General features: G+C 37.3%; 20 protein-coding genes and 2 tRNA genes. 7 read left to right on the top strand and 15 right to left on the bottom strand.

The genetic code is table 11. From position 1 onward, the window contains the following. Positions 1-55: 55 nt before the first annotated feature. The 7 genes from DEU42_RS00775 to DEU42_RS00745 form a co-directional block, all read right to left on the bottom strand. On the bottom strand, positions 56-2,161 hold the full coding sequence (locus DEU42_RS00775; protein WP_114756371.1) for a peptidylprolyl isomerase: 2,106 nt from the start codon (positions 2,159-2,161) through the stop codon (positions 56-58). Between the two features lie 102 nt (positions 2,162-2,263). Beyond that, positions 2,264-3,526 carry a hemolysin family protein gene (locus DEU42_RS00770; RefSeq protein WP_114756370.1) on the bottom strand — a complete coding sequence of 421 codons (1,263 nt, stop codon included), beginning with the start codon at positions 3,524-3,526 and terminating at the stop codon, positions 2,264-2,266. A gap of 2 nt (positions 3,527-3,528) precedes the next feature. After that, positions 3,529-3,723, bottom strand: coding sequence for a hypothetical protein (locus tag DEU42_RS00765; RefSeq protein ID WP_114756369.1), 195 nt, complete (start codon positions 3,721-3,723; stop codon positions 3,529-3,531). Further along, positions 3,723-4,277, bottom strand: a complete 555-nt coding sequence (lptC, locus tag DEU42_RS00760) for an LPS export ABC transporter periplasmic protein LptC (RefSeq protein WP_114756368.1) — start codon at positions 4,275-4,277, stop codon at positions 3,723-3,725. The genes DEU42_RS00765 and lptC overlap by 1 nt, the downstream gene beginning before the upstream one ends. Positions 4,278-4,280: 3 nt before the next feature. After that, positions 4,281-5,639 carry a tetratricopeptide repeat protein gene (locus tag DEU42_RS00755; protein WP_147278031.1) on the bottom strand — a complete coding sequence of 453 codons (1,359 nt, stop codon included), beginning with the start codon at positions 5,637-5,639 and terminating at the stop codon, positions 4,281-4,283. Between the two features lie 17 nt (positions 5,640-5,656). After that, positions 5,657-6,919, bottom strand: a complete 1,263-nt coding sequence (locus DEU42_RS00750; RefSeq protein WP_114756366.1) for a hypothetical protein — start codon at positions 6,917-6,919, stop codon at positions 5,657-5,659. After that, on the bottom strand, positions 6,912-7,646 hold the full coding sequence (locus DEU42_RS00745) for a type III pantothenate kinase (RefSeq protein ID WP_114756365.1): 735 nt from the start codon (positions 7,644-7,646) through the stop codon (positions 6,912-6,914). The genes DEU42_RS00750 and DEU42_RS00745 overlap by 8 nt, the downstream gene beginning before the upstream one ends. Positions 7,647-7,790: 144 nt before the next feature. On the opposite strand from DEU42_RS00745, the gene DEU42_RS00740 reads away from it, so the two are divergent. Together DEU42_RS00740 and DEU42_RS00735 are read left to right on the top strand one after the other, a co-directional pair. Further along, positions 7,791-7,863, top strand: a tRNA-Phe gene (locus tag DEU42_RS00740). A 79-nt stretch (positions 7,864-7,942) separates the two neighbouring features. Then, a tRNA-Phe gene (locus tag DEU42_RS00735) sits at positions 7,943-8,015 on the top strand. Between the two features lie 45 nt (positions 8,016-8,060). On the opposite strand, the gene DEU42_RS00730 is transcribed toward DEU42_RS00735, so the two are convergent. The 4 genes from DEU42_RS00730 to DEU42_RS00715 are packed head-to-tail and all read right to left on the bottom strand — an operon-like array spanning position 8,061 to position 9,709. Then, positions 8,061-8,477: an SRPBCC family protein gene (locus DEU42_RS00730; RefSeq protein WP_114756364.1), complete on the bottom strand. Its 417-nt coding sequence runs from the start codon at positions 8,475-8,477 to the stop codon at positions 8,061-8,063. Between the two features lie 23 nt (positions 8,478-8,500). Further along, the gene (locus DEU42_RS00725) at positions 8,501-8,881 is read right to left on the bottom strand and encodes a DoxX family membrane protein (protein ID WP_114756363.1); all 381 of its coding nucleotides are present in this window, start codon (positions 8,879-8,881) and stop codon (positions 8,501-8,503) included. Between the two features lie 7 nt (positions 8,882-8,888). Next, entirely contained in the window at positions 8,889-9,392 is a 504-nt protein-coding gene (locus tag DEU42_RS00720) for an SRPBCC domain-containing protein (protein WP_114756362.1), read from the bottom strand. Between the two features lie 2 nt (positions 9,393-9,394). Then, positions 9,395-9,709: an ArsR/SmtB family transcription factor gene (locus DEU42_RS00715; protein WP_114756361.1), complete on the bottom strand. Its 315-nt coding sequence runs from the start codon at positions 9,707-9,709 to the stop codon at positions 9,395-9,397. 262 nt (positions 9,710-9,971) lie between these two features. Between DEU42_RS00715 and DEU42_RS00710 the strand changes: the two genes are divergently transcribed. After that, positions 9,972-11,102 (top strand): OprO/OprP family phosphate-selective porin, encoded by a 1,131-nt coding sequence (locus DEU42_RS00710; protein ID WP_233506592.1) that lies wholly within the window; start codon positions 9,972-9,974, stop codon positions 11,100-11,102. Between the two features lies 1 nt (position 11,103). On the opposite strand, the gene DEU42_RS00705 is transcribed toward DEU42_RS00710, so the two are convergent. Further along, complete coding sequence (locus DEU42_RS00705) at positions 11,104-12,204, bottom strand: fatty acid desaturase family protein (protein ID WP_114756359.1); 1,101 nt, start codon at positions 12,202-12,204, stop codon at positions 11,104-11,106. Positions 12,205-12,371: 167 nt separating this feature from the next. Between DEU42_RS00705 and DEU42_RS00700 the strand changes: the two genes are divergently transcribed. The 3 genes from DEU42_RS00700 (at position 12,372) to DEU42_RS00690 (ending at position 16,061) form a co-directional block, all read left to right on the top strand. Beyond that, positions 12,372-14,390, top strand: coding sequence for a thioredoxin domain-containing protein (locus DEU42_RS00700; protein ID WP_114756358.1), 2,019 nt, complete (start codon positions 12,372-12,374; stop codon positions 14,388-14,390). After that, positions 14,390-15,211, top strand: coding sequence for a mechanosensitive ion channel family protein (locus DEU42_RS00695; protein WP_114756357.1), 822 nt, complete (start codon positions 14,390-14,392; stop codon positions 15,209-15,211). The genes DEU42_RS00700 and DEU42_RS00695 overlap by 1 nt, the downstream gene beginning before the upstream one ends. 169 nt (positions 15,212-15,380) lie before the next feature. Beyond that, entirely contained in the window at positions 15,381-16,061 is a 681-nt protein-coding gene (locus DEU42_RS00690) for a hypothetical protein (RefSeq protein WP_147278030.1), read from the top strand. Here the strand turns inward: DEU42_RS00690 and tsaB are convergent, their stop codons facing one another. The 3 genes from tsaB to DEU42_RS00675 are packed head-to-tail and all read right to left on the bottom strand — an operon-like array spanning position 16,062 to position 19,357. Then, on the bottom strand, positions 16,062-16,721 hold the full coding sequence (gene tsaB / locus DEU42_RS00685; protein ID WP_114756355.1) for a tRNA (adenosine(37)-N6)-threonylcarbamoyltransferase complex dimerization subunit type 1 TsaB: 660 nt from the start codon (positions 16,719-16,721) through the stop codon (positions 16,062-16,064). Between the two features lie 3 nt (positions 16,722-16,724). Further along, positions 16,725-18,023, bottom strand: a complete 1,299-nt coding sequence (locus DEU42_RS00680) for an efflux RND transporter periplasmic adaptor subunit (protein WP_114756354.1) — start codon at positions 18,021-18,023, stop codon at positions 16,725-16,727. 2 nt (positions 18,024-18,025) lie between these two features. Then, the gene (locus tag DEU42_RS00675; protein ID WP_114756353.1) at positions 18,026-19,357 is read right to left on the bottom strand and encodes a TolC family protein; all 1,332 of its coding nucleotides are present in this window, start codon (positions 19,355-19,357) and stop codon (positions 18,026-18,028) included. Positions 19,358-19,492: 135 nt separating this feature from the next. Here DEU42_RS00675 and DEU42_RS00670 point away from each other — a divergent pair, with 135 nt between their 5' ends. Then, positions 19,493-20,887, top strand: a complete 1,395-nt coding sequence (locus DEU42_RS00670; protein ID WP_114756352.1) for a DUF4403 family protein — start codon at positions 19,493-19,495, stop codon at positions 20,885-20,887. The last annotated feature ends 9 nt before the right edge of the window (positions 20,888-20,896 follow it).

The following is a 20,896-nucleotide window of genomic DNA, read 5'->3' as shown; positions in this document are numbered from 1 at the left end:
ATATAAAAAAAACCGGCTTAGAGCCGGTTTTTTTTATATGACAAATAACGATGGACTAGTTAAATTCCGATCTGTTATCTTCGATATCAGCGTTATCTTTAAGTGCATTAGATAGTCTTCCCTGAACTTGTTGTCTTGCTTCACCATTAAGCCTTGAAGTGAAAGCAGTATAATTAGGAAGGGCCGGAGCTTTTGCAATTGTTTTTGTTCTTACCATGAACACTCCAAGCTGACCATTAATAAGTCCCGATGTTTTACCTGCTGAAAGACCAAATGCTTTACCAACAACTTTTGGTTCTGAACCTACATTAGCAATTGTAGGATTAGCAAGAGTTACATCAACAGCACTCGCAACTGTAGAACCTGTTTTTTGAGCTACAGCTTCAACACTTGTACCTTCCATTTTCTTTCTGATCAATTCAGCTTTCTTCTCATTACGAACGATTGGAAGAACTGATATTTTAGCTTCTTCGATAGGAAGCACACCTTTTTCATTGATAGTTTTTAGTCTAACGATTACGTGTCCCTGAGGGATATCAAACTTCTTAACATCACCCACTTTAGTATCATTAGAATAAGCCCATTTAACAATACCTCTCTGGCTCCCGATTCCCTGAATGTTCTCGTCGTTAGCCATAACTTTATTAGCCGGAGTTACTGTAAGGCTTAAGCTTTTTGCAAGATCAGCAAATGGTTTCTCTTCAGCTTCCATTTCCATTTTTGAAGCTTTAGTAAAGATAGCATCAGTTGTAGCTTCAGAAGGCTCAATTTTCTGAGCAACAGTAGCAAGCTGAACTGCTTCGTTTTTACCGGTTACTTTGATTACGTGGTAACCAAAATCTGTCTCAACAACACCAGTAGTTCCAACAGGATTATTGAATACGAAATCATTGAATGGCTTAACCATTTGGTTTGGCATAATATTATCATACTCACCACCTGTTTGTTTAGAACCAGGATCATCAGTATTAGTCATAGCAAGCATAGCAAAGTTTCCAGGGTTAGCGTTAACCTGTTTTAAAAGGTCATCAGCTTTAGCTTTAGCTTCTTCTTTAGTTCTTGTTATTGACGGATCCGGAGCAGCACCACCTTTGAAAGCTACAAGAATGTGGCTAGCTTTAGCAGAAGCATTTCCTTTTTTGTTGATCATCTTAGTCAGCTTGTAGTAACCGTTGTCGATGTAAGGACCAAACACATGACCTTTTCCTAAGTTATAAATTTGCTCAGCAAACTCAACCGGAAGTTGTTTTTTAGTTACATAAGTAGTATCATACTTTATGTCTGAATATTTGTTTACAAACTCTTCATTGTTTGCAACACTTGCAAATCCAGGCACAGTATCATTAGCTTTAGTAGTTTCGTTATACTCTACTTTAGGCAGAAGTAAAGAGTTGATCTCCTTTTTCATCTCAGCTTCATCTTCCTGAGAAGGCTTATTTTCAATCAATACAAACTCAAGGTCACGAGAAGCCTCTGATTTGTATTTCTTTTCGTTTTTCTTCATATAAGCTACAAGCTCCTCATCAGAAACTTTAACCTGATCATCATTGATGCTGCTATAAGGAACAAACACATAATCAAATGAAGCTTTATCAGTTTCCGCTGCATATTTAGCTTTACCATCAACATCTGTAGCAAAGAAAGCTGCTTTTACCATAGTAAGGTAAAGTTGTTTTTTTGCTGCATTTTCTACAAGACCTTTATTCTTCTCAATCATTTGCCATTGAGCAGGGTTTGTAGTTTTCATATTAACAAGGAATTCGTTGAATTTAGCCTTATCAAATTTCCCTAATGCATTTTGGAATTGCGGATTTTGAGCAACCTGAGGATCCTGAGCATATACATTAAAGATATGATCTTTACCTACTCTAAGACCGGCTTTTTCAAATCTTTCTTCAAAAAGAATGTTATCAACTTCCTGGCTCCAAACAGCGTTTGCTGCCTGAGTAGGGCTTATACCCTGCTGTCTTGCCTGAACATCATTTACTTTTTGCAGAAAATCCTGAACAGGAATATCTTTACCATTAACACTTCCTACATTTCTGGTAACGCCAAAACCACCGCTATTTATAATATCACCTATTATAAAAGCCAGTAAGCAAAAGCCTATAACCAGTATCAGAATTAATGAACGCTGCCTAATTTTTGATAAAACCGCCATTTTTTTGTTTGTTAAAATTTTATATCAGTGGGCGAAAATACAATTATCTGTTTAATAATAAAAGTAGTGACGATATATTTTCGCATGAAGTTGCATTTTTTTTTATTTCCCCTGTAATCGCTGGATTTTTATAAGCTCTATCTTTTTAGAAGATGCCTGTTCTATCGAAATTTCGAAGCTTTGAAACTCCAGTTTTTCACCTGTTCGTGGTATTTCCTTTACATTATGCACAATAAAGCCTCCAAGGGTAAGATATGAGTCGCTTTCAGGAATTTCAAGCCCATATTCCTCATTAACATACTCTACATCAAGCCTTGCCGACAAAAGATATACTCCTTCCGAAATCACCTCTTCAGTAAGCTCTTCCTCATCATCGTGTTCGTCTTCAATTTCCCCAAAAAGCTCCTCGATTATATCCTCGACAGTAACAATTCCTGCGGTTCCGCCATATTCATCCAATATGACAGCCATACTTTTGCGCCTTCTTGTAAGCAGATTCAAAAGCTCTTTGATATAAATTGTTCCCGGCACGTATTCAATTGATATAGTGACCTCCTTAACAGTTTTAGGCTTTTTGAACAGTTCAAAAGAATGTATATAACCAACAATATTATCAAGCGTATCCTGATAAACGACCATCTTAGAATAATCCGTTTCTATAAAAAGTTCTTTCAGCTCAGAAACCGAATCGTTCAACTCAACAGCAGCAATCTCAGTACGGGGCGTCATGATATCGCGTGCCTTTAATCCTGAAAACTCAAGTGCATTCTGAAAAATCTGTATTTCAGAATCCACCTCTTCCTGCTCATCAGCACCAATAAGCTGCTCGGTAATATAATTACCTAATTCACCCCTGCTAAAAAAAGACCTTTTACGATCACCCTGAGTCCTAAAAACTTTTACCAGGATAAAATCCGTCATCTGAATAACAAAACGAGACACCCAATAAAACAGGCAATAAAAAGCATAGGCCGGTAATGCAAAAATCTTAATCAACTGATTTGCATAAACCTGAAAAAAAATCTTAGGAATAAATTCTGCCGCAATGAGCAGTAAAAATGCAGATATAAATATCTGAAGAAAAAGGCTATACAGAGGATGCAGTACGTACCCGGCAGAAAACCACCTTAAAACCACACTCCCCATAAAATAAGAATACAACACTAAAACAATGGTATTCCCAACAAGCATCGAAGTAATAAACTGAGCCGGTTTTTCTATAAGTCGCGCAAGTACTTTTGAAATAATCGTAGATTGTTTCTTTTCAACTTCAAGATAAACCTTATTCGATGAGATATATGCTATTTCCATCCCCGAAAAGAATGCTGAAAGAAGCAAACATATAATAATCATCGTTAGCTCCATAATTATTCGTTTTTATGCGAATCTGTAAATTTCCTGTATTTCCATCTCTGAAAGAAAAACATAAAAATCAACGCACCAACAAAAAGAAAACTAACAACAGCATCCTCCCCACTTCTCAGCCTCGTTACAGCATCATAAAGAAAAAGTACTCCAAGAATCAGGAATACGTATGGAAAAATTTTAAAATAAGTCTTCATTATTTGTCGCTGATATTATTTATATGCCCACGGTTTTGTTGCGCATTAACCACTTTAAAGTCTTTGCTGAAATCTACCCCGGGACCCTCAAGGAGACTACCCTCCTTATTTGTAAATTTAAACTTTTTCTCGGTATAAAACCATTCATTTTTCCTGTCATAGAAAAGCTGTTCGGTTTCAAGCCTGTTACCATCATCAGTGGTAATCTTTACGTTACCCTGCAAATCGATGATATATGTTTTTTCATATGTAATAGCATAATCAGACTCAATATAGCTTTTCTTACCGCTATCATCAAAAAGAGTTACATGCACACCTTTAGGAAACTCATTAAATCCGTATTCAAGATTAGAATAATCATACATTAACGGACTTACAAGCACCGCCTTAACCTTACCTGAATCGGTATATTTAAGATTAATATTTTCCGTTTCTCCGGAAGGACTAAACGCAACACTGTTTATACGCTGAACATCTTTAAAATTACTTTCGCAGGAATACAGCAAAGCAATAAAAGCCACAGTTACAACAGCTATACCTTTATACAATTTCATGAATTATAAATTTGGAAGAGTTACACTTTCGTTGACCCAACAGCCAAAAGTAATAACATCCCCTTTTTTCTTACCTAAAACTTTAGCCTCTGCTTTAGTTGGCAGATTTTTACTATATCGTTTAACAGCCTCATCAGAAGCAACTTTATACTTCGCTACAGAAGCAGCCTTTTTCGCAGTATCGATTGCCAGATAATTAAGCACTTTTCTTTCAAAGTCAGTAAGTTTACACTCACTTTTCGAAGACATGTTAGCATACATTTCCGACAAGACAAGATATACCTCAACTTTGTTTGGATCTACCTCTATCGTTTTAAAAATATATTTTTTTGCAAGCGCCTTATCTTTATTTTTAGATGCATTAACTATCTCGTAATAAATTTTAGCTTTTTGACTAAAATCTTTTTCAAGATTTGCAGACTGGTCCAGATATTTAATGCCGGCATCCACATCTCCCTTTTTCAAGGCAAGCATACCCAACTTATAGACAGACTCCTTTGAATGTTTCATTGAATCCAGCGCCAAAGCACCTTTTTGCAACACTTCTGATTTAAAACACTTTTTAGCATAAAGTGCATTTACCATTGCCTCCACCCAAATATAATCCGCTTTATGAGCATCATAATTCTTAGCATAATAAGCATTCAGCTTATCACAACTTACATAATCTCTACTTTGTGAAAAAATAACTTCATTCACATTTTCAAGGCCATCAATATTGATATCAGCATCAGCAATAAATTGCCTTTCTATATCTGTCACTGACTGATTTTCCGCCTTTTTTAAAAGTGCTTCTTTTTCCCTGGCAATTTCAGCCTGAGCACTAAGCACCTGAGCAGTTATCTCGCCATACTTATCGAAGTACTGATCATCCGTAATACCCTTTCCCGCTTTATACTCTTCAAAAAACAGGTTATAATATGTTAGCAGAACATTATAATCAATAAACGATTTCCTGTTTTTAGCAAAGGCAGCATCGAGCGCTTTATATGCTTCAGCGTCATTAATTAATTTATAATCATACTGCAGTTGAATCTTATTAACCGCACCCTTGCTCGCAGGATAATTCAGTGACTGCTCATTATAGACAGAAACAAGCTCTGCAACAAAAGGTTTTTTCTCTTCCGGCAAAGTTGCCACCTCAATCTTATACTTAAGTATTACCTCAGCATAATTGTATAGATTCTCACTTACTTTAGGACATCTTTTTCTTAAGTCTGCAAGCAAATCATATGCATCATTATACTCTTTGGTTAAATACTTCCCTTCAAACACCTTAAAACTGTCCTCACATTTTGGAGCAGTCTGTGCCAGGGCAGAAAAACCAAGCATACTTATTAAAAAGACCCTAAGTAATTTCATAATCCGAACTTTTTAGATTAATCGTATCTTCTTTTAGCGAACCATCTATCATTTATAGAAAGGCTCAACATGATGTTTACATAATTCTCCTGAATAAGATTAGCCTTGGTCGTACCCTTCTTGCCAATCTCAAATCCAACATTCAGATTTGAAAAACCCGTCCCTAAAGGAAGGCCCGCTCCAAATGTAAATGCTGTATCATTAATATCTTCATTATTTATTACAAGTCCCGTATTTTCAAATCGTAAACCTGCTCTGTATGTAATTCTGCTCAGGTAGCTGTTGTAAGAATTATACTTAGGAATGTAATATCCTCCAAAAGCAATTCTTGAAACCGACTTAAAATCAACATTAGTAATGTTATCAAAACGGGCCCCTAATGTATTACTGCTTTGCGAAGTATATTCAACTCCGGCAAACCACTTGTTTGACTGTCCGAAACCAGTACCAATTGTAAATACCGATGGCATATCAACGTTATCTTTAACCGTAACTGTTGCCAGCTGATCCTGAACAATTTCAGCATCACGTGCTGTAAGGGTAATTGTCGCCAAATCCCTGTCAGTAGTACTTTTCAGCGTACTCTTTGGCGAATACGTAACACTGCTTGTCCAGTTAAGTTTTTTTAGTTTTGTTTGGTATGTAGCACCTAAATTAAAGGAAACGCCATTATAGAAAGATTTATTTATCTCACGTGTAGGATACTGTACCGCATTACTTGGCAAAGTAACAATAGACTTTGTCTCTATCTGTCCGAAATTATACTGAAAATCAGCACCAACACTTAATTTAGGAGTAACCTTATAAGCCCCTCCAAAAAATACCCTGTTAATACCTCCGCTACCATTAAAACGTCTTACATATTCTATTTGCGATTCGCTATCAACCTTATTATCCTGAATTTTATATCCTACCGAAGTAAATGGCATAAGTCCGAAAGCAAAACCAACTTTATTAAAAGGAAGTGCAACTGCCAGATAATCTAAAGTGGCACGATTAGCCGTTTCTTTCCCATCATCCGCTTTTAATGTTCGGGCTTTATCGCTGGCACCGATAGTATAGGTTGTAAATTTCAATGCACTATATGTAGCAGGATTTTGAAGGTTTAAGTGTATACTATCCGGCAATATACCCAAACCACCCATAGACCTGTTTTCAGTGGTACCTTTAAACTTAACATCTCCAATACCATAGTATGAATATGGAGACGCATTATTTTCCTGTGCAAAACCAGCCGCTGAAAAAATCAGGCACACGCCTGCAATAATTTTTTTAATCATTTTTGATCGTATATAGATATAAAAGATTCAAACTTTCTAACAAGAAATTTGAATTGGCAAATATGGTGTTTTTTAATCTTTTAGCCAAAAAATCAGCATCGCCACCGGTCAATATTATCGTTAGCCCCTGATACTGTTCATTATACTGCTCTACAAAGCCCTCTAACTCATACAACATACCATTTACAACACCCGAATGCATAGACCCTGCGGTAGTATCGCCGATGTATTCCTTTGGCATTTCCGGATATAACAACGGAAGTTTTGCTGTAAAATTATGCATAGCATTATACCTTAATTGTAATCCTGGAGATATTGCCCCGCCAAGGTAGTTGTCATTACTGTCAATAAAGTCATATGTAACACAGGTTCCGGCATCTATAACAAGCCTGTTTTTGCCTGGATAAAGTAACACAGCCCCCGCCGAAAGTACCATCCTGTCAACCCCTAAAGTTGCTGGCGTCGCATATTTATTGGTAAAAGGATATTTTAAATCGCGGTCAATCATTACCAATCTGCCTCTTTTTCCCAGTTCTAACAATAACTCCGGAGCATCTTTCCCTACTGAGGAAATCACACTCACAGTAATTTCAGTGTAACTCTTAAAAATATTTTCAATCGTAACTTCTGTATCATTCTTGTCAAAAACAAAGCGTTCTAAAAGCACATCATCCTCAAAGACAGCCGCTTTAATTTTTGTATTACCTATATCAACTGCTAAAAGCATTTCTCATTTATTTATTCCGTAAAGATAGTGATTGATTTTTTTTATCATTTGCTTTGGATAATTTAAAAATGGTTCTATATTTGCACCCGCAAACAAGTTCACCGAACAGCTTGAAAAAACAAGAAATAAGTGAATGTAAGCAATGGTACCTTAGCTCAGTTGGTAGAGCAATGGACTGAAAATCCATGTGTCCCTGGTTCGATTCCTGGAGGTACCACAAAAAAGAGCCCTTGAAAACTCAGGGGCTTTTTTATTCGAAAATCCGTTTTCGGTTTAAAATTAAAAGTTATTGTAACGGTACCTTAGCTCAGTTGGTAGAGCAATGGACTGAAAATCCATGTGTCCCTGGTTCGATTCCTGGAGGTACCACAAAAAAGCCTTTGAAGTTTCAAAGGCTTTTTTTATTCCGCTTTGTTAATTATTTTCAGCGTACTTCTTAAAGTTATCTAATATAGCCTGCCAGCCACCTTTCTGCATTTCAACAGGATTTTGGCTTTCTGCTTCAAATACTACTTCAACATCGGTTTTACCATCTTTTTCCTGAAAACCAACCATCACTTTTCGTCCATCCGCAATAGTGTAAATGATACGATTATTATCAACCACTTCATCATAGATGGCTTCAAAATCAAAACCAAAACTTCCATCTTTAGCTTCCATTCTCGAAGAATGCTTACCTCCTACCCTCATGTCATTCTCAGCACTCGGGCAATGCCAGTCGTCTGAAGCGAAATTCCAGTTTACAATATGTTTTGGATTCGTATAATAATCCCACACTTTATCTTTACCCGCAGCAATAGTTGCTCCAACAGTAATTTTTGTTGCACTCATTGTTAAATATTTAAGATTGATGATTATTCTGTGAACATAGGAGCATACTTATGCCTGTTTTCATACAGCACCCATAAATTAATAACAAAGAAAACCAATGCTATTGGCAAACCAGATGTATCGGTTACTGTATTGGTAAGCATGATCCCTACCATAACCGGAAATACCATAACAGCTGCAAATGCCCGCGTTTTAGGAATAATAAATAATACCCCGCCAACAACTTCTGCGATACCCACCAAAGGCATAAGCCAGCCTATCGTCATAAAAGCTCCCATAACCTTCATCAAGTGCTCAGGCATCTCAGGAGGTGGCGGCATAAAATTTAGAAATTTGTTCATCCCGAACACAATAAACAGAAGCCCAAAAAGAAGGCTGACTACAAAAACGATCTTGTTTTTCATAATATAATTAATTGCTTAGTTTGTTCAATAAATCATCAAGTCTTTCAAGGGTAGACTTCATGCCTTCTTCCATTCCCATATTTATAACCGTCTCTATATCATTAAGCGAGTTGTAAGTTACAACATTCTCTACTATAGAGTGCTCACCCTTATCTATAAAACTAACATCCCATACAGCACGGGGTAACTCAGGATTAAGATTACCATTTTCATCACAAAAACCATCAAGTCCTGAATAATATTCGATCGGATTGATTTTCACATAATCCATACGACCCCAATACTCCGTCCCATCCGGATCAATCATTGCATATATCCAGTGACCACCTTTGCTAAAATCCATAGATTTCGTTTTAGTTGTCATAGGTTTTGGCGCAAACCACTGATTTAGCAGATCGCTTTTAGTATAAGCATCCCACACCAATTGTCTTGGCGCTGCAAATTCCCTTTTTATGGTAAGCGTGTTTTTATTCTTATCGACAATGAAATCAAACAGCAGGTTGTTTTTCATTTTTATTGTTGTTTTAGGTTATTCAATAAATCATCCAGCTGACTAAAGCGGTCTTCCCAAATTTTCCTGAACTGTTCCAGCCATTTATCAACCTCTTTCATTTTTTCAATTTCCAACTGATAATAAATCTCCCTTCCCTTATGATCCTGTTTAATAAGCTCACATTCAGTCAGTATCTTCAAATGTTTAGACACAGCCTGCCTGCTCATGTCAAAATGTTCAGCAAGGGCATTTGGTGTCATTGCCTGTAAAGCTATTAAAGCAATTATAGCTCGTCGTGTTGGATCGGCAATCGCCTGAAAAACATCTCTTCTCATTTATCAAACCACTTTTAAGAAAACAATTAGTTGCAAATATACAAATGCAACCGAATAGTTTCGTAATTATTTTGTTTTATTTAATGATCTTAGTTAAATATTTTATTCACAAACAATTACAATCACCATAAGTGTTGTATTTTAGTAGTAAATTCCTGAATAGATTATGACAAAAAATTACCACTATGCGTTTTCTTTGCCCTTTCTATTAGCAATGCTTTTTTTTAGCACAGCGCTCTTGTGTCAGGAATCTGCTCAAACTATGAAAGACACAACCAAATTTGTCTCCGTAAAATATGGCAAGAAAGGGTTTGAGTTTAAAACCGCTGACGACAAATTTCTTTTGCAGATACAAAGCCGATTACAATTCAGGCTTTCCACACCTACCGACCAGGATCCGCTCACCTATAACGATTATGAAACAAAAAATAAAACCGCCTTTAAAATAAACAGGGCCCGATTAAAAGTTGGCGGACACGCCTACGAAACATGGTTAAAGTATTACTGGGAATTCGAGCTATCGCAAAGCAACCTTCTTGACTTTAGGTTCATGATTGAAAAATGGGAGTATTTCAACTTTAAAGCAGGACAATGGAAAGTAGAATTCACCCAGGAACGATTTACCAGCAGCGGTGAACAGCAAACCGTTGAACGCTCTATAATCAACAGGCCTTTCACCATCGACAGGCAGCAGGGAGCCACCATATACGGGCGACTTAAAGGCAAAGGAATTGCAGATTTCAATTACTGGACAGCCTTGCTAACCGGAACAGGCCGCGGCAATACTGCCAATGATGATGGGAATCTGATGTATTTCGGGCGACTGCAATGGAATCCCTTTGGAAGAGAAATGGAATTTGAAGGCAGCGATCTTGAACACACCCAGAAACCTGTAGCAAGAATAGCCGCTGCAGCCGTAACAAATCGCAGCCCATATACACGGTTTTCCCAAGCAGGAGGCGGTTATCTGGAAGGCTTTGAAGACGGGTTACCGGGACAATACCGCGTTAATCAGTCGAACATTGAAACGGCATTTAAGTATCATGGTTTTTCATGGCAAAGCGAATGGCATCATAAAGAGATTATCGATAAGCTCAACAGCGATAACACCACCAGAATGAGAGGTTACTATGTACAGGCCGGCTATTTTTTTAATGGCGCCTTTAAATGGTTTCCTAAAAACCTTGAAATTGCAGCAAGGCATGCCACCTACAAGCCCAATGTAAAAATAAGTGAGAATTCACAAAGTGAAACTTCAATAGACCTAAACTGGTTTTTTAAAGGACATAAATGCAAACTTACCGCCGAAGGAAGCTATTTTGACTATCAGGACAAAACATTGCAACAGGAAAGCGGATGGAGAGCCCGCCTGCAGCTCGACATTTCATTTTAACCTATATTTCTCCTGTCATCATAATATTCTCCTGCACTCCTTTATTCTTGAGCATCCTGAAGTGTGAGCGCACAGCCGCATAAAAAGGATAATTAGTATAGGGCAAACCATACTCTTCAGCATAACGCTTAATGATTGGGGTAATATATGGATAATAGGTATGACCAACCGCTGGGAAAAGATGGTGGGCAACATGATGCGTAAATCCACCGTATAAAAAGTTAGCAAGTCCACTATTGGCACTAAAATCCTTAGTAACAATCATCTGATGCATAGCCCAGGTAGAAGAAAGCTTTCCTTCCTCATCTGCTTGCGGAAAATGAGCATGCTCGTCTACATGCGTTGATACAAGCGCAACAACCCCTACAACACTTGCGCAAACATGCATAGCAAACCAACCTCCAAGCACCACATACCACGGTTGATTGAGTACCGCCATTGGTACAAATAACAAATAAAAGAGATTTAAAGCCTTTGTTATAAAAAGCCTGTACACTTCAACTTTGGGAATGGTTGTAATTCTTTTGACGTAATTATTCTTTGTGCCAAAAAAATCTTTAAAATCTCTTATGTAGAGCCAGTTTAAGCTATACAACGGATATATGAGCCACATATAAATATGCTGATATTTATGATAATTAAACAAGGGACTGTTAGGAAATATCCTGACTATATCACTTTGCTTCATATCAACATCCCAATCCTGCACATTAGGATAAGCGTGATGCAGGCTTATATGACGCCTGATCCATAACCAGCGGTTGCTCCCAAAAAGTTCCAGCACATAAGTAAACATATCATTGTGCTTCGGCTTTTTAAACAGAGCTCCATGAGCAGCGTCATGAAATGCATTGATAAAAAGCACTATCATGGTAATTCCGCACAAAATATAAAAAAGATACAGTAAAGCTGTATTGTTCCCAAAAAACAGTATCCCTGCGTAAAACAAAAAATAGAGTGAGAGAACCCCCAGGGATTTAATAATATTGTATTGATGTAATGACTTGTTTTTTAAAACCGTCTCCTCCACCTCCTTATGCATCTTCTTAAAAAAATCATCAGCCCCCGGCTTAAGGTACACCGGTCTTTTTAATTTTTCCATGATGTGTATTGGCTATTATAGTTACAATCAAATTTAACTAAAAGCGTCTGAAAATTAAGATTTTTAATACTCCTTTAACACCTCTGAAGACAGCTTGTTTTTGTTTTCTAAAATCCCTTTGAAGCCCTCTTTGGTTTTAGTAAATTTGGTCTCTTTTAATGTCAATTATGAACGAACTGCATTTAGAAACCAGTCCTTATCTGCTTCAGCACGCCAATAACCCTATCCACTGGATGGCCTGGAACGAAGCTGCCCTGGAAAAAGCCCGAACTGAAAACAAACTCATCATTCTCAGTGTTGGTTATTCGGCCTGTCACTGGTGCCACGTTATGGAACATGAGAGCTTTGAAGATGAAGAGGTAGCAGCAATAATGAACCAGAACTTTGTATCCATAAAAGTTGACCGTGAAGAGCGTCCAGATGTTGACGCTACTTACATGAAGGCCGTACAAATAATGACCGGACGTGGAGGCTGGCCAATGAATGTAGTACTACTACCTGATGGCAGGCCTGTTTGGGGAGGCACTTATTTTCGCAAAGCAGAATGGATTGATTCTCTAAAGCAACTTCAACTATTATTTGTTACAGAACCAAAAAAAATGACTGACTACGCCGAAAAATTACTGGGTGGTATACAGTCATTAGTTTTAGTAGCAGAGAACACTACCGGACAGATTACACATCCTGACAATATAGCCCTACTGATTGAAAAATGGGCAAAAAGTTTTGACTGGGAATTTGGTGGGAACGCACGTGCTCCAAAATTCATGATGCCAAATAACTATCTTTTCCTGCAGCGCTATGGCTTTCAGGAAAAAAGAGCCGACATACTGGAATTTGTAGATATTACTCTTACCCGCATGGCTTGGGGTGGGCTTTTTGACACAGTAGATGGAGGCTTCTCGCGCTATTCTGTAGACATGAAATGGCACGTGCCTCATTTCGAAAAAATGCTATACGATAACGGTCAATTGATGAGCCTTTATGCCGAAGCTTATAAACGAACACATAATCCGCTTTACAAAGAAGTAATTGAAAAAACGCATGGTTTCCTTACCCGTGAACTTCTTGATAGCAGTGGCGGTTTTTACAGTGCCCTTGATGCAGACAGTTTGAACGACAAAGGCCATCTCGAAGAAGGTGCCTTTTACGTATGGCAAAAGCAGGAATTAAAATATCTGCTGAAAGATGATTTTGAGCTATTCTCTAAGGTTTTCAATATAAATGAATTTGGATATTGGGAAGAAGGAAATTTTGTTTTAATACAAAATGACTCACTTGAGAACATAGCAGAATTAAATGGTATTTCTTTAGCGACATTAGAGTCAAAAAAACAGGCGTGGGAAAAAACACTCTATAACGAACGCGAAAAACGTTCTAAACCGCGCCTTGACGATAAGATACTCACGTCATGGAATGCTCTTATACTGAAAGGCTATGCCGATGCCTATAAATCATTAGGTAATGAAGAGTATTTAGCAGCCGCAAGAAGAACCGCATCGTTTATATGTGACAAGCTGTGGCATCCTGACGGATTCTTGTGGAGAACCTACAAAAACGGAATGGCTAAAATAAATGGTTTCCATGAGGATTATGCTCTCACTGCAGAGGCTTTCGTATCGCTGTATGAAGCTACATTAGAAGAAAAATGGCTGCTTTATGCAAAACAGATTATTGATTACTGCCTTGAGAATTTTTACAATGAGCAGCAACAATTTTTTGCCTATAACTCAAGACAGGATGAACAGCTTATCGCTGCCCATTTTGAAACGGAAGATAATGTAATCCCAGCTTCAAATTCAGTTATAGCAAATGTATTGTATAAGCTTAGCATTCTGTTTGACAACAGCTATTATGAAAAAACAGCACTGCAAATGCTGTACATAATCATTCCAAACCTTGATTATCCTTCAGCTTTTTCAAACTGGCTGAATTTATGGCTTCACCTTTCGGATAAAAACAAAGAACTTGCTGTTTGCGGAACTAATGCTTCCGAAAATATTAAGCAGATAAACAATCAGTATATTCCGCACGTTATTGTTGCAGGAAGCACATCCGAAAGCACAATCCCTTTCCTTGCGAATCGTTTTGTTCAGAACGAAGAGCTGTTTTATATTTGCCAGAATAAAACCTGCGGGCTTCCAAAAAACACTATTGAAGAAACCTTAAAAGAATTAAACCCATAATGATTCCGTTATTTATAGACACCGACAAAGCCGGTTATTTTATAGAGTGGGCTACCACAACTGTAATAAACTTTATTCCAAACTTATTAAGAGCTGTAGCTTTTCTTGTAATAGGAATTATGCTTATCAAAATTTTCAGGAAAATCATAACCCGATTGATGATGTCAAGGGAAATGGATCCAACTTTTTTGAAATTTGTATTAGACGTATGCACCTGGATATTTAGAGTTACTCTAATAATTTCAATCATTGATCAACTTGGAGTGCAAACAACATCACTGATGGCACTCTTAGGAACTATTGGTATCGCAGTAGGATTGTCATTACAAGGCTCATTATCTAATTTTGCAGGTGGTTTACTTATTGTATTATTTAAGCCTTTCCGTGTTGGTGATTATATCGAAGCACAGGGACAGGGTGGAACTGTACAAAGTATACAAATTTTCAGCACTCAGCTTCTAACTTCTAACAATCAGGTAGTTTACCTGCCCAATGGTACGTTATCAAACAATACCATTAAAAACTTCTCTCAGGAACCCTTACGCCGCGCCGAAATATTACTATCGGTAAGCTATAACAGCGATCTCAGGATAGTTAAAGAGGCAATTCAGTCGGTAATTAATAGTGACAATAAAATATTATTAACCCCAAAACCGGGTATAGAGGTTAATAATCTAACAGAAAATGGGATAATAATGAAAGTATTGCTATGGTCTGAAAGGAGCAATCATTCGTCAATGGTATCTGACTTTTATGAGAATATAAAAACTGCTTTCGAAAATTCAGGAATAGAAATGCAATTGCCTCATAAAGAAAAATAACAAGGGCAAAAAAACATCAAAGCATTCGCAATAATTTAAAACATAACACGTTAGTAGTTTTTCGGTTTTTATACGAACCCCAATTAAGCAAAAAAAACATAGTAACTTTTTATATTAAAAACTATATTTGCTTCCTATTAAAAAAATTGCACAAACTATAATTCCAAAAATGAAAAATTCAAGACTATTTTACGTTGCGACATTTGCGATAACATCAGTTGTTGCTAATGCACAGGTTAACCAAACACCTGTAACTGCAGGAGGAAGACAAATTACAGTAATGAAAGAAGAAAGCCAGCCTGCTACAGGCTCGATGTTCGTTACTGAAAAATACATGCCTGCAAAAATATCTAACATGGATAACACTGTGTTAGTACGCTATAATGCTTACGCTGATAACTTTCAGTTAAAAGACCCTATTGCAGGTTCAGAAAGAGTATTACCTCAGGAAGCAGGTGTAACAATTACCTTTACAGGAACTGCAGATGTTTATACCGTTCAGGAATATAAAACTGAAAAAGGAGAGGTAGTTACCGGATATTTAAGCCTGGTGAGCGACAACCCAAATGTAAAAATCTACAAACGAGAGAGAATATTCCTTCAGCCGGAAGTTTTCCCTGCAAGCAGCTACCAAACTTATAAAGCAGCTGCTTACAAAAAACTTGATGATGAGTTTTATATTAAAATAAAAGATCAGAATTTACAGTTTTTCTCGGGTAAAAAAGATCTTGCCAAACTTGTTCCTTCAAAAAGTAAAGAAATCCTTGATTTCATAAAAAAGAACAAACTGGATGTTGAAAAACCAGCAGATTTAGAGCAGGTAGGAGCTTATATCAACAATAATTTATAATTATTTCCCTGCGATAAAATCTTTAAGATAAAAAGGTTCAAAATAGGCAACATCTACGGTGTTGCCTTTTTTATAGCTATCAAATGAAAGAGCTGCCATTTCGTTAGCGGAAGGATAAAGTATCTCCTCATGATATACAAAGCGTTCCGATGAAAGCACTTCACGACATTTAGAAGCCCCATCACCCAAAAGATGTATTACTCCCTCAAATTGAGTAAAAGAATCTGAAGTTATTATTTCAGCTTCAGTATCCCTTACCTTATTACATTTTGCATCAAAAACAGCCGTATAAACTTCCATACGACGGGCATCAATCATGGGAATTACAACGCCCTCTTCAATAGCAACTTTTCTCGCAAGTAATTCAAGAGTTTCTACAGCAAACAAAGGTATGTTTAATGCATAACAAAGCCCTTTTGCCGCTGAAACACCAATACGTAAGCCTGTATATGACCCAGGCCCCATGCTTACAGCTACAGCGGTAAGATCTTTAAAAGAAATACCTCCTTTTTGAAGTACTTCTTCAATAAACACATGTAATTTTTCAGCATGGGCATAGCCCTCTCCTGCATATTCGGCTAATGCAACTGCTACACCATCTTTAGCAAGACATACAGAACAGTTTTTAGTAGCCGTTTCAATATTTAATATAAAAGCCATAGCTTATTTTGCTTCTTTATCTTTTGGTTTTACCCTAACCTTATCGTTAGGTGCTAATTCTTTTGAAACGATATTATAAGGCCCTATAATTACTTCATCTCCTTTTTTAAGTCCTTTTATCACCTCTATATTAGTATCATCCTGAATACCCGTAGAGATTGGCCTAAGAACAGCCTTATCACCCGATTTTACAAATACACATTCGTGCTTTTTAGTTGTAGTACCTTCTTTTAGCTCCTTTTCCTTCTCTTCCATTTCTGCAAGAACATCTTTCTTCACAGCAGTAGTGTCGGATTTCACCACTACCGCACTAATTGGAACTGCAAGAACATTTGTTTTGTTTTCTGTAATGATATCCACTGTAGCGGTCATTCCGGGTCTGAAGGGAGAGTAATTAGCCGGTTTCCCTTTAGTCATATCTTCATATGATTCTTTAAGTATCCTTACTTTCACTTTAAAGTTAGTCACCTGGTCCGCTGTAAGGTCACTGCTCGCCGAATTTGAAATACTGGTAACAACACCTTTAAATTGTTTTTTCAGGTAAGCATCTACTTCAATATTAGCAGCATCACCAATATCTATTTTAACGATATCATTTTCATTAACATCAACTTCTACCTCCATATTATTCAGGTTAGCCACCCTTAATATTTCAGTACCTGTCATTTGTTGTGTTCCCACTACTCTTTCTCCAAGTTCTGCATCCAGTTTTGAAATGGTACCATCGACAGGAGCATATATCGTAGTCCTGTTCAGGTTATCTTTTGCCTCAGTAACCGTTGCATTAGCACTGGCCACATTATAATAAGCCGACTGTTTAGAAGCAATTGCAACTTCATAAGCCGAAACGATCTTATCCCATTCTGATTTAGAGATCACGCCTTTCTCAAAAAGACGTTTGTTTCGGTCATAATTAGCTTTAGCCTCTTTAAGCTGTGCTTCTGACTGACTTAGACCAGCTTTCGCAGTAGACAATGACGCTGCAGTCCTGCTTACCCCCGACTCATATAGATCCGGGTTAATACGCACTAAGAGATCGCCTTTTTTTATCGCCTGACCTTCTTTAATAGGTAATTCTATAATTTCCCCTGAAACCTCAGATGATATTTTCACTTCTACTTCAGGCTGTACCTTACCTGTTGCAGAAACAGTTTCTATAAGATTGATTTCTTTTACAACTGCTGTTTCTACTTCTTTTCCCTCTTCATTCTTACCCACAACACCCGATTGTTTTAGCACTATCAGCAGAACGATAATAGCTACTAACCCGCCTAATAAAAGATAAATTGTTTTTTTTGACATGACTATTGTTTTTGGTAGATTGGTATTCCGAAGTAGAACTCCAGTATTTTTACTTTAAAGATAAAATCATATTTGGTTCTCAGCACCTCTGACTGAGCATTTACTGCAAGCGTTTGTGCCTGATTAAGGTCAAAAACATTGATAAGACCTACTTCATATCGCTCTTTTGCATATTCTAGCGCCTGAGCTCTCGCTTCTTCTGCTGAGACTGCAGCATCATACGCTTTAAGTGCACCCTGAGCATCTGTAAAGGCTGTATATACACCACGCTCAAGGTCTACATTTTGCTGATCAAAAGTGAGTTTAGACCTTTCAAGAGCAATCTTATTACGCTCAACAGTATTTCGTGTGCTAAACCCATTGAAAACAGGAATACTAAGCTGGAATCCGTAGGTATGACCTTTGTAATCATCAACCTGACTCCAGAAAGGATCCGGTAAAGCTGAAGAAGCCCTTGTATTAAAGTTATAGAAAGCCGATAATGATGGCTGATAAGCTCTTCTTGCAATTTTTACATCAGCTTCAGCCAAATCCAAATTGGCCTGTGCCAATTTTATTTCAGATCGCGTTGTTTTTGCCTTTTCAAAAATTGCCTGAGGAGATTCTGACAATACTACACTATTCTCTTTCTTATAATCTTCGTCTGCAATATCAAAAGTTTTAAAATCATCCAGCTGCAGCAATTGGGCAAGACTTAACTTAGAAATCAACAACTGGTTCTCAGCCTGAATTACTTTTTGCCTGTCAAGCTCAACAGTAGCGTTAATATCTAACAGGTCCCCTCTTGGTATCAGACCTCCCTCAAGAAGTTCCGAAGAACGTTCAGACTGTTTTATATCTGTCTCCAGCTGTTGCTGTTGCACTTTAAGATTCTCTCTGTTAAATAATATCTGAAGATATGCGTTAGCCACATTTAAACTAATGTCATCCTTCATCTTCTGCAATTGATACTGAGAGGCAACTATAGCCATTTTTGACCTTTGAAAACGCAACTGGTTCTGCAATCCCTTATATACATCAGTCTGTGCAGAAGCATTAAAAGTACTGTTGGCAGTAGTAAGAACCTGGTTGATACCCGTAATTGGGTTCTGGTTAAGACCAACATTCCACGAATGATTTGCCGTCATATTGATTGCAGGAAGAAAACGACCAATTGCATCGCTTTTGTCTACTTCAGTAAGATTAAGATCGAGTTCTGACTGCCTTACTGAAATATTGTTTTTTAGAGCATATTCTACGCATTCCTGTAATGTCCACCTTTTATCCTGAGCCTTTAGCCGGAATGCAAAAAGTGACATCGCAAGAAAGAATATCACACAGAATTTATTTTTCATAGATTGATTGATGAGTTTACAAATTTACCCAAATTATCTAACGTTACTATACCAAATATATTTTTATTCGACGAATCTGTGCTGAAAATGTTACAAATAAAAAACTAATTTTGCCTAATATTCTTACTATCCCAAATGAAAACATTATTATTTTCAAGTTTGTTGACCGCTTCAGTCCTCCTAAGCGGATGCTCATCAACAAAAAAAATAGAAGCTCTTAAACCGGAGCCGAGCAATAATACACCTTTGGTTTACCAAAGCACCAATTCTTTCATTAATCTCCCGGTGTCTATTACCATTTCCGATATAGAAACACAGGTAAATAAAATGCTTACCGGAATGGTTTATGAAGACAAGAACATTGAAGACGACAATATCGCTATGCAGGTATGGAAAACGGCTCCTATAAAATTTTCTGAACAAACCGGAAAATTACAGGTAATTGTTCCCATAAAAGTTACTGCAAATGTGCGCTATGGTACTTCAGCGCTTGGTATGAACCTGTATGACACTCGCGAAGTAAACCTTGACGGTATCGTAACCTTAAAAAGTAAAGTAGGTTTATCCAACTGGAAAATGAAAACCGATACTACAATCGAATCTATTGACTGGAATGAAAGCCCTACAGTTACCATAGCAGGTAAAAAAGTCCCGATTACCTATGCTATCAATCCTTCGATCAAGCTTTTTAAGTCAAAAATTGAAAACAAGCTCGATGAAGCTATGGCTAAAACAATGGATTTTAAACCACAGGTTTTGGATGCACTCGAAAAAATAAGCACACCTTTCCTGACCAGTGAACAATACGAAACATGGTTTAAGCTAAATCCTATTGAACTTTATGCTACCGATGCCATTCTTAGCAAAAAACAAGTAACTCTGGAAATGGGCCTAAAATGCTCTATGCTTACCATGGTAGGTCAAAAGCCAAAAAACACCTTTAAAAAAGAAGACATTGTACTTAAAGCGGTAACTAAAATGCCTGATAATATCAGTGCTGTAGTAGCTGCCGTTTCAACCTACGAAAGTGCTTCGAAAATTATAACCAAAAATTTCCAGGGACAAGAATTTGGATCGGGAAAAAGAAAAGTAACAGTCCAGAAAGTTGACCTTTGGAATAAAGATGGAAAAATGGTTGTTGCCCTGGACATGACCGGCAGCATAAATGGTACTATCTATCTTACCGGATATCCAAACTACAATGCCATAACCAAAGAAATATACTTTGACCAAATGGATTATGTACTTAGCACAAAGAGCGTATTGATGAAAACCGCAAACTGGCTTGCAGAAGGCATGATACTTCGTAAAATACAGGAAAACTGCCGCTACTCAATAAAGGACAATCTGGACCAGGGAAAAAAGAGCTTGCTTCCTTATCTCAATAACTACTCTCCTATGGCAGGTATATTTGTAAACGGGACATTGAATGATTTCGAATTCGACAAGGTAGAACTTACAGACAAAGCCATTATTGCATTCATAAAAGGTTCCGGAAAAATGGATCTGAAAATTGACGGGATGAAGTAACCAACCAGT

Source organism: Flavobacterium sp. AG291, assembly GCF_003350375.1.
GTDB lineage: Bacteria > Bacteroidota > Bacteroidia > Flavobacteriales > Flavobacteriaceae > Flavobacterium > Flavobacterium suzhouense.
The sequence above is the reverse complement of the archived record's forward strand: the minus strand, read 5'-3'. Positions and strand labels throughout refer to the sequence as shown.

Coding starts and splice junctions, on each gene's coding strand:
- DEU42_RS00750 (WP_114756366.1), bottom strand. CDS start 6,919: ATGATTAAAAAAATTATTGCAGGCGTGTGCCTGATTTTTTCAGCGGCT.
- DEU42_RS00695 (WP_114756357.1), top strand. CDS start 14,390: ATGATTCCGTTATTTATAGACACCGACAAAGCCGGTTATTTTATAGAG.
- DEU42_RS00770 (WP_114756370.1), bottom strand. CDS start 3,526: ATGGAGCTAACGATGATTATTATATGTTTGCTTCTTTCAGCATTCTTT.
- DEU42_RS00675 (WP_114756353.1), bottom strand. CDS start 19,357: ATGAAAAATAAATTCTGTGTGATATTCTTTCTTGCGATGTCACTTTTT.
- lptC (WP_114756368.1), bottom strand. CDS start 4,277: ATGAAATTGTATAAAGGTATAGCTGTTGTAACTGTGGCTTTTATTGCT.
- DEU42_RS00715 (WP_114756361.1), bottom strand. CDS start 9,709: ATGAGAAGAGATGTTTTTCAGGCGATTGCCGATCCAACACGACGAGCT.
- DEU42_RS00775 (WP_114756371.1), bottom strand. CDS start 2,161: ATGGCGGTTTTATCAAAAATTAGGCAGCGTTCATTAATTCTGATACTG.
- tsaB (WP_114756355.1), bottom strand. CDS start 16,721: ATGGCTTTTATATTAAATATTGAAACGGCTACTAAAAACTGTTCTGTA.
- DEU42_RS00725 (WP_114756363.1), bottom strand. CDS start 8,881: ATGAAAAACAAGATCGTTTTTGTAGTCAGCCTTCTTTTTGGGCTTCTG.
- DEU42_RS00730 (WP_114756364.1), bottom strand. CDS start 8,477: ATGAGTGCAACAAAAATTACTGTTGGAGCAACTATTGCTGCGGGTAAA.
- DEU42_RS00700 (WP_114756358.1), top strand. CDS start 12,372: ATGAACGAACTGCATTTAGAAACCAGTCCTTATCTGCTTCAGCACGCC.
- DEU42_RS00765 (WP_114756369.1), bottom strand. CDS start 3,723: ATGAAGACTTATTTTAAAATTTTTCCATACGTATTCCTGATTCTTGGA.
- DEU42_RS00670 (WP_114756352.1), top strand. CDS start 19,493: ATGAAAACATTATTATTTTCAAGTTTGTTGACCGCTTCAGTCCTCCTA.
- DEU42_RS00680 (WP_114756354.1), bottom strand. CDS start 18,023: ATGTCAAAAAAAACAATTTATCTTTTATTAGGCGGGTTAGTAGCTATT.
- DEU42_RS00745 (WP_114756365.1), bottom strand. CDS start 7,646: ATGCTTTTAGCAGTTGATATAGGTAATACAAAAATTAAAGCGGCTGTC.
- DEU42_RS00705 (WP_114756359.1), bottom strand. CDS start 12,204: ATGGAAAAATTAAAAAGACCGGTGTACCTTAAGCCGGGGGCTGATGAT.
- DEU42_RS00755 (WP_147278031.1), bottom strand. CDS start 5,639: ATGAAATTACTTAGGGTCTTTTTAATAAGTATGCTTGGTTTTTCTGCC.
- DEU42_RS00720 (WP_114756362.1), bottom strand. CDS start 9,392: ATGAAAAACAACCTGCTGTTTGATTTCATTGTCGATAAGAATAAAAAC.
- DEU42_RS00690 (WP_147278030.1), top strand. CDS start 15,381: ATGAAAAATTCAAGACTATTTTACGTTGCGACATTTGCGATAACATCA.
- DEU42_RS00710 (WP_233506592.1), top strand. CDS start 9,972: ATGAAAGACACAACCAAATTTGTCTCCGTAAAATATGGCAAGAAAGGG.